11 protein-coding genes are annotated in these 12475 nt (G+C 64.8%); all 11 read left to right on the top strand.

Translation table 11 applies throughout. From position 1 onward, the window contains the following. The first annotated feature begins 55 nt into the window (after nt 1-55). Nucleotides 56-382: an accessory factor UbiK family protein gene (locus CU669_RS06430; RefSeq protein ID WP_112142986.1), complete on the top strand. Its 327-nt coding sequence runs from the start codon at nt 56-58 to the stop codon at nt 380-382. A 164-nt stretch (nt 383-546) separates the two neighbouring features. Beyond that, nucleotides 547-1053, top strand: a complete 507-nt coding sequence (locus CU669_RS06425) for a type III secretion system chaperone family protein (protein WP_112143054.1) — start codon at nt 547-549, stop codon at nt 1051-1053. Between the two features lie 135 nt (nt 1054-1188). Next, nucleotides 1189-1977 carry a pyrroline-5-carboxylate reductase gene (gene proC / locus CU669_RS06420; protein WP_112142985.1) on the top strand — a complete coding sequence of 263 codons (789 nt, stop codon included), beginning with the start codon at nt 1189-1191 and terminating at the stop codon, nt 1975-1977. A 123-nt stretch (nt 1978-2100) separates the two neighbouring features. Continuing rightward, on the top strand, nt 2101-2538 hold the full coding sequence (locus CU669_RS06415; RefSeq protein WP_112143053.1) for a phasin family protein: 438 nt from the start codon (nt 2101-2103) through the stop codon (nt 2536-2538). Between the two features lie 627 nt (nt 2539-3165). After that, nucleotides 3166-4815, top strand: a complete 1650-nt coding sequence (gene boxC / locus CU669_RS06410; protein WP_112142984.1) for a 2,3-epoxybenzoyl-CoA dihydrolase — start codon at nt 3166-3168, stop codon at nt 4813-4815. 5 nt (nt 4816-4820) lie between these two features. After that, nucleotides 4821-6242, top strand: a complete 1422-nt coding sequence (gene boxB, locus CU669_RS06405; protein WP_112142983.1) for a benzoyl-CoA 2,3-epoxidase subunit BoxB — start codon at nt 4821-4823, stop codon at nt 6240-6242. Between the two features lie 71 nt (nt 6243-6313). Next, nucleotides 6314-7489 (top strand): benzoyl-CoA 2,3-epoxidase subunit BoxA, encoded by a 1176-nt coding sequence (boxA, locus tag CU669_RS06400; RefSeq protein WP_112142982.1) that lies wholly within the window; start codon nt 6314-6316, stop codon nt 7487-7489. Beyond that, nucleotides 7473-7937, top strand: a complete 465-nt coding sequence (locus CU669_RS06395; protein ID WP_112142981.1) for an acyl-CoA thioesterase — start codon at nt 7473-7475, stop codon at nt 7935-7937. Before boxA ends, CU669_RS06395 begins: the two co-directional genes overlap by 17 nt. Further along, nucleotides 7934-8719: a 2-(1,2-epoxy-1,2-dihydrophenyl)acetyl-CoA isomerase PaaG gene (gene paaG / locus CU669_RS06390; protein ID WP_112142980.1), complete on the top strand. Its 786-nt coding sequence runs from the start codon at nt 7934-7936 to the stop codon at nt 8717-8719. The genes CU669_RS06395 and paaG overlap by 4 nt, the downstream gene beginning before the upstream one ends. 68 nt (nt 8720-8787) lie before the next feature. After that, nucleotides 8788-10926: an indolepyruvate ferredoxin oxidoreductase subunit alpha gene (locus CU669_RS06385; RefSeq protein ID WP_112142979.1), complete on the top strand. Its 2139-nt coding sequence runs from the start codon at nt 8788-8790 to the stop codon at nt 10924-10926. After that, nucleotides 10923-12452 carry an indolepyruvate oxidoreductase subunit beta family protein gene (locus tag CU669_RS06380; protein WP_112142978.1) on the top strand — a complete coding sequence of 510 codons (1530 nt, stop codon included), beginning with the start codon at nt 10923-10925 and terminating at the stop codon, nt 12450-12452. Before CU669_RS06385 ends, CU669_RS06380 begins: the two co-directional genes overlap by 4 nt. Nucleotides 12453-12475 lie beyond the last annotated feature (23 nt).

The raw sequence follows: 12475 nt of genomic DNA, 5'->3' as shown, positions 1-12475 counted from the left end.
TCCGGCCGGTCGCCGGACCATACTATTAGAGACGTATCTTTCGAGAGAGGCCGATATGCAGAGCCAGAAGCCGTTTTTCGATGACTTGGCCCGCGTCGCCAGCGGTGCCCTGGGTGCCCTGTCCGGTCTTCGCGCCGAGATGGAGGCCATGGTGCGCCAGCAGTTCGAGCGGGTCACCACGGGGCTGGACATGGTGCCGCGCGAGGAGTTCGAGGTGGTCCGCGCCATGGCCGCCAAGGCCCGCGAGCAGCAGGAAATCCTGGAAGAACGGGTCAAGGCGCTGGAGACGCGCCTCGCGGCCTCGGAGAAGCCCAAGACCCCAGCGTCCCCCAAGACTCCAGTGTCTCCCAAGCCGAAGGCCGCGCCCAAGCCCAAAGCCTAGAACGCCAGTTATCCACAAAAATTCACAAGTCGTTCGCAACTATTGCCTTGCGCCGATTCTGGTGGTGTGGTTGGCTACCCCTTGTGCGGATGAATGCTGTCGGGACACAAGGTTTTGATTCCGACCGGTATCCAGACAGTAGCCATGCCATGGAGGGCGCCGGCATGACATTGAACACCGCTTATCAAGATGAAGAGATCCAGGCCAATCCCATGGATATGGTCGAACAGATCGTCGCCGCCAATGATTGGGCCTTCGACCGCCGTAATGACGAGGAATTGGCCGCCGAGGTTCCCGGGCAGTGGTGCAATTACTCTTTGTACTTCGCCTGGCGCGAGGACATGGGCGCCATGCACTTCACCTGCGCCTTCGACATGAAGATCCCCGACGCCAAGCGCGGCCCGATCTACGAGTTGCTGGCGGTGATCAACGAGAAGCTTTGGCTGGGCCATTTCGGGTTGTGGGACGACGATGCGGTTCCCATGTTCCGCCACACCTCGCTGCTGCGGGGCGGTGCCGGGCTGTCGCCCGAACAATTGGAAGATCTGGTGGATCTGGCGGTCAGCGAGTGCGAGCGGTTTTATCCCGCCTTCCAGTTCGTCATCTGGGGTGGCAAGAGCGCCCGCGAGGCCGTCGCCGCTTCGCTGCTGGAGACCATGGGCGAGGCCTAAGCGCTCGCTCGATCATCCCTCTCGCGCGGGCAAGGCGCCCCGTCCATCATTGGAGCGCGGGCGTCTCGCCCGCTTGCCTGGGAACGGCGGTTGAAATTACTCTGTCGCCGTGCGTCATTCCCCGTGGAGCGTCTCATGACCAAGATCTTGCTGGTGGGCTGCGGCAAAATGGGCTCGGCCATGTTGTCGGGTTGGCTCGACCAGGGCATCACGGCGTCCGACGTGGTGGTGGTGGAACCCTCGCTGCCCAGCCTGGGCGTCGCCGTCGTCGCTTCTCCATGCGACATTGCGCCGGATTTCGCGCCCGACGTGGTGGTCCTTGCGGTCAAGCCGCAGGTCATGGCCGAGGCGCTGCCGCCCTATGCCCGCTTCGGCGCGGCGGTTTTCCTGTCCATCGCGGCGGGCAAGCCCATCGCTTTCTTTCGCACCCATCTCGGGGCCGACGCGGACCTCATCCGCGCCATGCCCAATACTCCGGCGGCGGTGCGCCGCGGCATCACCGTGTGCTGCGCCGGACCGGGGGTGAGCGCGGACCAGCGGGCTCTGTGCCAGTCCCTGCTGGAATCGGTGGGCGAGGTCGGCTGGGTCGAAGACGAGTCGCTGATGGACGCGGTCACCGCTGTCTCCGGCTCGGGGCCCGCCTATCTGTTCCTGCTGGCCGAAGCCATGGCGGCGGCTGGGCGCGCCCAGGGGCTGCCGGACGATCTGGCGGTGCGTCTTGCCCGCTCTACTGTCGCGGGCGCTGGGGAACTGCTGCGTCAGTCCTCTGAGAGCGCGGAACAATTGCGCAAGAACGTGACCAGTCCGGGCGGCACCACCGCCGCCGCCCTGGCGGTACTGATGGCCGACAATAACGGGCTTCCCGCGCTTATGGGCCAAGCTGTCGCCGCCGCCACCCGGCGCGGCAGGGAACTTGCGGGCTAGCAGTATATATATGCATCGTTAGTATAATTTTTATGACGGTGCTTGAGTCTGATTGACTCCTTCGCACTTGCGAGATTATGTTCGCTGCACCGCACAATGCCCCTCTCGGTTGGAGACGCCACCATGGCCGCCAAGCAGACTGAACAGTTTTTCGATTTCGACGTGAGCAAGTATCTCGGTGACTTCAAGGTTCCCGGCGTGGACGTCGAGACCATCGTCGCCAATCAGCGCAAGAACATCGAAGCCTTGACCCAGGCGAACAAGCTGGCCTTCGAGGGCCTGCAGAACGTCGTGAAGCGTCAGGTCGAGATCCTGCGTCAGACCATGGACGAAGTCGCCCAGGTCTCCAAGGACTTCGCCGAGCCCGGCTCCCCCCAGGACATGGCCGCCAAGCAGGCCGAGTATGCCAAGGACGCCTTCGAGAAGGCCCTCGGCAATGCCCGCGAGCTGTCCGAGATGATCGCCAAGGCGAACTCCGAGGCTTTCGACCTGCTGAACAAGCGCTTCACCCAGAGCCTCGACGAGGCCCGTGAGCTGTTCAAGAAGGCCGGCAAGAAGTAATCTTCTTACCGCATTTCGAGTGAACGAACGAACGGCCGTCCCTTGGGGCGGCCGTTTTGTTTTGTGTGGGATTTTCCTTGATCCGTCATGCGTGGGCTTGACCCATGGCTGTCCGGCTCAAATTCGGCGACACGATCCGTTGGCTGCCGAGGGTATTGACCACCAAGACACCAAGGCCACCAAGAGAGCGGAGCAAATGGCCAAGCCTCACTCGCTCGTCATGGCCGGGCGTGTCCCGGCCACCCACGCGGTTCCGCTTGAAAGTCTTTTGAGCCGATAATCCAGACGGATGGGCGTGGATAAGCACGGGCATGACGGAAGGCCAAAAACCGTGTCGTCCTCTTGGTGTCTTGGTGGTCAATCGGCTTTCGAGTCCCATACCGAAGGTGACGGCTTCAAATACAGGCAGACTCAGGCGCTCGATGAAACCAGGCCAATTTAAACCGGACAGCGTGGGACAAGCCCGGCCATGACGGAAAAGTGAGGGACGCACGTCTGCCGCGCCCCCGCCTGGACCTTTAGTGCGGCTAAATACGCAATCATGCACTGAAATGCGCATTTAGAACTTTTCAAACCCGCAAACATGCACTATAGTGCAGAAAGTCACCCCAACAAGGCGCTCAGCCCATGATCGATTTTCAAACCTCTCCCGATCGCTACCGCCACTGGAAGCTTGCCTTCGACGGCGCCGTCGCGACGCTCACCATGGATGTGGACCCCACCTCCACCCTGGCTCCCGGCTATGAGTTGAAGATGAACTCCTACGACCTGGGCGTGGATATCGAGTTGTACGACGCCGTCCAGCGGCTGCGCTTCGAACATCCCGAGGTGCGCACCGTGGTGATGGCCTCGGCCAATCCGAAGATCTTCTGCGCGGGCGCCAATATCAAGATGCTGGGCGTGTCCAGTCATGGCCATAAGGTCAACTTCTGCAAGTTCACCAACGAGACCCGCAATTCCATCGAGGATGCGTCGGACAATTCGAAGCAGAAGTACCTCTGCGCCGTGACCGGCACCGCTGCCGGCGGCGGCTACGAACTGGCCCTGGCCACCGACTACATCATGATGGTCGATGACGGCAACACAGCGGTCTCGCTGCCGGAAGTGCCGCTGCTAGCCGTGCTGCCCGGTACCGGCGGCCTGACCCGCGTGGTGGACAAGCGCAAGGTGCGCCGCGATCTGGCCGACATCTTCTGCTCCATCGAGGAAGGCGTGAAGGGCAAGCGCGCCGTGGAATGGCGTCTGGTGGACGAGGTGATCCCGTCCTCGGCCTTCAAGGACGCCGTCAGGAAGCGGGCCGAGGCCATGGCCGCCACTTCGGATCGTCCGACCAATAGCAAGGGCGTGGTGTTGACCCATCCGGCGCGGACCATCTCCGACACCGCCGTCACCTATCCCCATCTCGAGATCACCTTCGACCGCGACACCCGCACCGCCCATATCACCGTCAAGGGGCCGAGTGCCGCCGCGCCGAGTGATCTGGCCGCCATCCACGCCCAGGGGGTGGACTTCTATCCGCTGGCCCTGGCCCGCGAGTTGGACGACGCCATCCTTCATCTGCGCGCCAACGAGACCACCGTGGCGTCCTGGGTCATCCGCAGCCAGGGCGACATGGATCTGGTGGCGGGCTACGACGCCGTCCTGCAAAAGCATGCCGGTGACTGGCTGGTGCGCGAAGTCCTGCTGTACTGGAAGCGCACCTGCAAGCGCCTCGACGTCACCAGCCGCACCCTGTTCGCACTGGTGGAGCCGGGCTCCTGCTTCGGCGGCTTCATCGCCGAAATCCTGTTCGCGGTGGACCGTTCCTACATGCTGGACGGCACCTTCGAGGACAGCGACCTGCCGGCCGCCAAGATCCGTCTGTCGGCGCTCAACTTCGACGGCCTGCCCATGGGCAACGGCATCTCTCGCATCGCCACCCGCTTCCTGGGCGAGCCCGACTCGGTGGGCAAGGCCAAGGATACCATCGGCAAGGATCTCGACGCGGCCGCCGTGGCCGAACTGGGTCTGGTCACCGCCACCCCCGACGACATCGACTGGGACGACGAAATCCGCCTCGTCATCGAGGAGCGGGCCGCCTTCTCGCCGGACTCGCTGACCGGCATGGAAGCCAATCTGCGCTTCGCCGGTCCCGAGACCATGGAGACCAAGATCTTCGGCCGTTTGACCGCGTGGCAGAACTGGATCTTCCAGCGCCCCAACGCCGTCGGCGAGAACGGCGCGCTCAAGCTTTACGGCACCGGCAAGCGTGCCGCCTACAATCAAGAAAGGGTGTAGTTCAAATGTCCTCCATCAATTACGCCGAAAAGATCCCGAACAACGTCAACCTGTCCGAGGATCGCAAGCTTCAGCGCGCCCTGGAATCCTGGCAGCCGCATTATATCGACTGGTGGAAGGAGATGGGCCCGGAGGGAACCTCCACCTCGGAGATCTATCTGCGCACCGCCATTTCCGCCGAGCCCGACGGATGGGCCCAGTTCGGCCATGTGAAGATGGAAGACTACCGCTGGGGCATCTTCCTGGCGCCGCCGGAACAGGACCGCAAGGTCAATTTCGGCGCCCATAAGGGCCAGGATGCCTGGCAGGAAGTCCCCGGCGAATACCGTTCCATGCTGCGCCGCCTGATCACCGTCCAGGGCGACACCGAACCGGCCTCGGTCGAGCAGCAGCGCCTGCTGGGACAATGCTGCCCGTCGCTCTACGACCTGCGCAATCTGTTCCAGGTCAATGTGGAGGAAGGCCGCCACCTGTGGGCCATGGTCTATCTGCTGCACGCCTATTTCGGCAAGGACGGCCGCGAGGAAGCGGAAGAGATGCTGGCGCGCCGCTCGGGCGATCCGGACAAGCCCCGCATCCTGGGCGCCTTCAATGAAAAGACCGCCGACTGGCTGGCCTTCTTCATGTTCACCTTCATCACCGACCGCGACGGCAAGTACCAGCTGTGCGCCCTGGCCGAATCCGGCTTCGATCCGCTGTCGCGGTCCTGCCGCTTCATGCTGACCGAGGAAGCGCATCACATGTTCGTGGGCGAATCCGGCGTCGGCCGCATCATCGAGCGCGCCTGCCAGGTCATGAAGGAGAACCGCACCGACGACGTCCGCAAGTTCGGCGTCATCGACCTGCCGACCATCCAGCGTTACCTGAACTTCCACTACTCGGTGACGTCCGACCTGTATGGCGCCGAAGTCTCCACCAACGCGGCGACCTCGTACAATATGGGGCTCAAGGGCCGCTACGAGGAGACCAAGATCGGCGACGATCACCAGTTGGAACAGACCACCTATTCGGTGCTGCATCCGGTCAATGGCGGCTTCCAGGCCATCGAGGTCCCGGCGCTGAACGCGCTCAACGAACGTCTGCGTCTCGACTGGGCCGAGGACGTGGCCAAGGGCGTCGAGCGCTGGAACAAGATCATCGCCAAGCACGGCATCGATTTCAAGCTGACCCTGCCCCATCTCGCCTTCAACCGCGCCATCGGCCACTTCTCCGACATCGCGGTCGATCCCCAGGGCAAGGTCATCAGCACGGAAGAATTCGCCCGTCGCCGCGACGAGTGGCTGCCGTCCCAATCCGATCTGGCCTATGTGCAGTCGCTGATGGGCGGCGCCGTGCACAAGCCCGGTCAGTTCGCCAACTGGATCGCGCCGCCGCCGCGCGGCATCAACAACCAGTCGGTGGACTTCGATTACGTGAGGTTTGCGTAAGAACCAAGCTCTCCCCCCCTCTCCCCTTGCGGGAGAGGGATGGGGTGAGGGGGCAACAAGGGAAGGCGGCCATGGAACTCAGACGTCAGCATTTGATCGACCCGGTGGTCTGCATCCGCTGCAACACCTGTCAGGAAGCCTGCCCGGTCGACGCCATCACGCACGATTCCAATAATTACGTGGTGTCCTACGAAAAATGCACCGGCTGCCGCACCTGCGTCTCGCCGTGCCCCACCGGCGCCATCGACAACTGGCTGCTGACCGATGCGCCCTGGACCCTCGACGAGCAGTTCGGCTGGGAGGAGCTGCCCGAATCCCATCCCGCCCTGGGCGCCACCATCATCGAGACCCCGGCCGAGGTCACCACCCTGCTGGACGCCGCCACCACGGCGACCGGCGGCCGCGTTCCGGCTCCCGCCAGCGCGGCGCAGCCCTATACCAACATCTATTCGCGCGAAGCGCCGGTCACCGCCCGGGTCGCCGGTAATATGCGCATCACCGCCGAGGGCGCCGAGTCCGATATCCATCACGTGGTGCTCGACTTCGGCGCCAATGCCTTTCCCTTTCTGGAAGGCCAGAGCATCGGACTCATTCCGCCCGGCACCGACGACAAGGGGCGTCCTTATAATATCCGCCTCTATTCCGTCGCCAGCCCACGGGAGGGCGAGCGCAGCGGCTACAACAATCTGGCCCTGACCGTGAAGCGCGTTTCCGGCGGCATCGGCTCCAACTATGTCTGCGACCTGAAAAAGGATGACGAAGTCCAGGTGGCGGGGCCGTTCGGCGACGCCTTCCTGATGCCCGACGATCCCGAGGCCAATATCGTGATGATCTGCACCGGCACCGGGGCGGCGCCGTTCCGCGCCTTCACCGAGCGCCGCCGCCGCAATGCCGCCGACGCCTCGGGCAAGCTGATGCTGTTCTTCGGGTCTCGCACGCCGTCGGAACTGCCCTATTTCGGTCCGCTGATGAAGCTGCCGAAAAGCCTGATCGACGTGAACCTCGCCTTCTCGCGCCTGCCCGACAAGCCCAAGCAGTATGTGCAGGACAAGCTCCGCGAGCGTGCCGCCGATCTGGTGCCGCTGCTGCCCCATGGCAAGACCCATATCTATATCTGCGGCCTGAAGGGCATGGAGCAGGGCTGCGACGAGGCCTTCGCCGATATCTGCCGCCTGAACGGCATGGATTGGGCAAGCTTGCGCGCCACCCTGCGCGCCGAAGGGCGGTATCATGTCGAAACCTACTGAACTGGGTCTGCCGAAAATGAGGTTCAGCCACGAACGCCGCGTCCATTTCGGCGATTCCGACGCGGCGCGCATCGTCTATACGCCGCGTTTCCTGGAATACGCCATGGAGGCGCTGGAAATCTTCATGTGCGACGTCATCGGCTTCGACTGGTACCACATGAACCGCGTCCACGGCTTTGGCACCCCCTTCGTCAAGGTGGAGATGGAGATGAAGGCGCCGCTGCGCCCAGGCGACCGCGTCATCATCGAGGTGCTGGTGGACAAGATCGGCGGCTCGTCGCTGCACTTCCACACCATCGGGCGGCGTCACGACGGCCCCATCTGCTTCGAGACCCGCTTCGTCTGCGTCGTCGCCGATCAGGAAGCGGAAAAGGCGGTCCCCATGCCCGAACTGATGCGCGCTCGCCTGGAAGCCTATCGGACGGCCTGCCTGAAAGTGGCGTCATGACCGAAACCATCCTTGTCCACAGGGCCGAGGGGGTGACCACCATCACCCTCAACCGCCCCGACAAGCTCAATTGCTTCAACGGCCCCATGCATGACGAGGTCCGCGCCGCCATCGCCACGGCGGCGACGGACGGCACCCGCTGCCTTGTGCTGACGGGGGCGGGCAAGGGCTTTTGCGCCGGGCAGGATCTGGCCGACCGGGTGCGCGCGCCCGGCGCGCCGCCGCCGGATCTGGGCGCCTCGCTGGATGCCCGCTATAATCCGCTGATCCGGGCGCTGAAAAGCCTTGAGATGCCGGTGATCTGCGCGGTCAACGGCATCGCCGCCGGGGCCGGGGCCAATCTGGCGCTGGCCTGCGACATCGTCGTCGCGGCGCGCTCGGCCAGCTTCGTGCAAAGCTTCTGCAAGGTGGGGCTGATCCCCGATTCGGGGGGCACCTGGACGCTGCCGCATCTGGTGGGCATGGCGCGGGCCACCGCCTTGCAGATGCTGGGCGACAAGGTCTCGGCGGAACAGGCCGAGGCCTGGGGCATGATCTGGAAATGCGTCGGTGACGACGACCTGATGACCACGGTCCATGATATGGCGCGTCACCTCGCGGCCCAGCCCACCCGGGGATTGGCGCTGACCAAGAAGGCCCTGGCGGCGTCGGCGGCTCATTCCCTGGACGCCCAGCTTGACCTGGAACGCGATCTTCAGGCCCAGGCCGGACGCACCAAGGATTACCGCGAAGGCGTTGCCGCCTTCATGGAAAAGCGGGTGCCCAAATTCGAGGGTAGGTGATTTTATGGGAGCGTGTTCCCACATGATTGGGAACACGGGCGTATCGCCGGCGAAAAAAGGAGCCGAAATTGGCCGAACGATCATTCCATCATGAGATCCAGTCCCTGCGCCTGGGCGCGGGCGAGACCTTCCGGGGCGAGGGCATCCTGGCCGTCACCAAGGCCTTGCTGCAATCGGGCGTGTCCTATGTGGGCGGCTATCAGGGGGCGCCGGTCTCTCATCTGATGGATGTGCTGGTGGATGCCGAGGATCTGCTGTCCGAATTGGGTATCCATATCGAGGCCTGCACCAACGAGGCGGCGGCGGCGGCCATGCTGGGCGCCTCCATCGCCTATCCCATTCGCGGCGCAGTGACCTGGAAGAGCGTGGTGGGCACCAACGTCGCCTCCGACGCCCTGTCCAACCTCGCTTCGCCCGGCGTGATCGGCGGCGCCATGATCATCATCGGCGAGGATTACGGCGACGGCGCCTCCGTCATCCAGGAACGCAGCCACGCCTTCGCCATGAAGTCCTCCATCTGGCTGTTGGACCCGCGCCCCCATCTGCCCGCCATCGTCCATATGGTGGAAAAGGGATTCGAGCTGTCCGAGGCCAGCCATTCGCCGGTCATGCTGGACCTGCGCATCAAGGCCTGCCACGTCACCGGCGAGTTCGAGACCAAGGACAACCGCGCCGCCGCTTTCTCGCGCAATGCCCCCTTGGGCAAGCCCGCCGCCTTCGACTATGCCAAGCTGTCCCATCCGCCCAGCACCTTCGCCCACGAGATCGCCAAGGTGACCGAGCGCATGCCCGCCGCCCAAGCCTTCATCCGCGAGCACAAGCTCAACGAGTGGTTCGCGGGCGACCTTGCCGATATCGGCATCGTGGTCCAGGGCGGCTTGTACAACAGCCTGATGCGGGCGTTGATGCGCCTCGATCTCGCCGATGCCCTGGGCAATACCCGCATTCCCATCTACTGCCTGAACGTCACCTATCCGCTGGTGCCCGAGGAGGTGACCGCGTTCTGCGCCTCCAAGCGCGCCGTGCTGATGGTTGAAGAGGGAACGCCGGACTATATCGAGCAGGCGCTGGGCCAGATCCTGCGCAAGGCCGATCTGCAGACCAAGCTGTTCGGCAAGGACTGCCTGCCCCAGGCGGGGGAATACACCTCGGACGTCATGGTCGAGGGCTTGGCCGCCTTTGTGGAACAGGCGGTTCCCCAGGGCTTCGATGCCGGTCCGGCCCGGAAGATCGCCGATGCGCTCAAGCATCATCGCCAGACCGCCGCCGCCCTGCTGGACGCCGAACTGCCCGGCCGCCAGCCCGGCTTTTGCACCGGCTGCCCGGAACGCCCGGTATTCTCCGCCCTCAAGCTGGCCCAGAAGGATGTGGGGCCGACCCATGTCAGCGCCGATATCGGCTGCCATTCCTTCGGCACCCTGCCGCCGTTTTCCATGGGAAATTCCATCCTGGGCTTCGGCATGAGCCTGGCGTCGGCCGCCGCCGTCGGCCCCAATCTGGGGCGGCGTCCCATCAGCGTGATGGGAGACGGCGGCTTCTGGCACAACGGCTCCATTACCGGGGTGGCGGGAACCCTGTTCAATCGCGGCGACGGCATCCTGGTCATCATGCAGAACGGCTATACCTCGGCCACCGGCCAGCAGTTCATGCCGTCCACCATCGCCGAGGGCCGCCGCGCCGAGACGCCCATGAACATCGAGGCCACCCTGAAGGTCATGGGGGTCAAGTGGCTGAAGACGGTGCGTTCCTATTCGGTGGGCACCATGAAGGGCGTCATCAAGGACGCCATGACCACGACGGAGAAGGGGCTGAAGGTCATCATCGCCGACGGCGAATGCCAGTTGGCCCGCCAGCGCCGGGTGAAGTCCGAGGATGCCGCCAAGGTGAAGGCGGGGGAACGGGTCATTCGGGTGCGCTACGGCGTCGATGACGAGGTCTGTTCCGGCGACCATTCCTGCATCCGCCTGTCGGGCTGCCCGTCGCTGACCATCAAGCCCAACCCCGACCCGTTGCGCGACGATCCCGTCGCCGCGGTGATCAATTCCTGCGTCGGCTGCGGGTTGTGCGGCGAGGTCGCCCATGCCGCCGTGCTGTGCCCGTCGTTCTGGCGGGCCGAGGTGGTGCAGAACCCCAGCCGGTTCGATCTGTGGCTGGACGGCTGGCGCAACCGGCTGCGGGGATGGTTGCAGGCGGAGGCGGTGTCATGAAGCCCATTTCACCCCGCCCCATTTCCATCGTGATCGCCGCCATGGGTGGCGAGGGCGGCGGCGTGCTGACCGACTGGCTGGTCCAGGCCGCCACCACGGAAGGCTTCGCGGTGCAAAGCACCTCCATCCCCGGCGTCGCCCAGCGCACCGGCGCCACCACCTATTATGTGGAGATCTATCCGGTGCCGCTGGCCCAGTTGGGCGGCCAGCGGCCGGTGCTGGCCCTGGCGCCCTCGGTGGGTGACGTGGATCTGGTGGTCGCCACCGAGTTGATGGAAGCGGCCCGTACCGTGGCGCGCGGCTATAGCGATCCCGCCCGCACCCGCCTGATCGCATCCACCCATCGGGTCTATGCGGTGGCGGAAAAGACCGCCATGGGCGACGGCCGCGCCGATTCGGAAAAGCTGATGCGAGTGATCGAGGCGGGGGCCAAGACCCGTCTTCTGTTCGATATGGAAGCGGTGGCCAAAGCCGCTGGCTGTGTGATCAATTCCGTGTTGCTGGGCGCCATCGCGGGCAGCGGCGTGCTGCCCATGTCGCCCGAGGTGTTCGAAGCGGGCATCCGCGCCGCCGGCAAGTCGGTGGACAGTAATCTGCGCGGCTTCCAGGCGGGACTGGCGGCGGCCAGGGGTGACGTCCCCGCCGTGACCCAGCCATCCTTCAAGCGGGCGCAACCGGAAACCCCGGCCGCCCTGGCGCTGGTGGCGCGTGCCCATGGCGAATTGCCCGAACCCGCCCGTGCCGCCGCCGAGGAAGGCGTCCGGCGTCTGGCCCGCTATCAGGACAGCCGCTATTCCCAACTCTATTTGGAGCGGCTTGCCCCCATCGCGGCGGCGGAGCGCGATGCGGGCGGTGACGGTTCCCTGACCCGTGCAGTGGCCCGTCATCTGGCGGTGCGCATGAGCTTCGAGGATGTCATCCGGGTCGCCCAGTTGAAGACGGACCCGGCCCGACTCAACCGTATCCGCGCCGAGATCGGTGCCGCACCCGGCCAGCCGGTGGTGGTGAAGGACTTCCTGAAGCCGGGCATCGAGGAGATTTGCGGCTTGCTGCCGGGCGTCCTGGCCCGTCCCATTCTTGCCGTGTCGCGCCGCAAGGGCTGGACTGAGACGGCCTATTGGGGCCGCGAGGTTTCCAGCAGCGGCATCCTCGGCTTTTCCGCTTTGTGGCTGATGGCGAGGCTGCGCGGCTGGCGCCGGTTCAGCCACCGTTTCCACGACGAGCAGCGGAGCATCGAGATCTGGCTGGATGCGGTGACCAAGGCTATCGCCCTGTCGCCGCTGCTGGGCCTGGAAGTGGCGGAATGCGCCCGGCTGGTCAAGGGCTATGGCGAGACCTGGCGGCGGGGCGAAGCCAGTTTCCGCGCCATTCACGACGGCCTGATCACGCCCGCCCTGAGCGGCTCCTGGCCGGTGGGCTTCGCGGTGGACGCCATCGCCAATGCGCGGGCCGCCGCCCTGGCCGACCCCGAGGGCGACCGGCTGGCCAAGACCCTGGCCGCCGTCCAGGAGAAAGCGGCGGCGTAACGAGCCGGAGCGCGAGCGTCTCG

This window comes from Paramagnetospirillum kuznetsovii (assembly GCF_003284725.1).
Lineage (GTDB): Bacteria > Pseudomonadota > Alphaproteobacteria > Rhodospirillales > Magnetospirillaceae > Phaeospirillum > Phaeospirillum kuznetsovii.
This window is presented reverse-complemented; position numbering and strand designations above follow the sequence as displayed.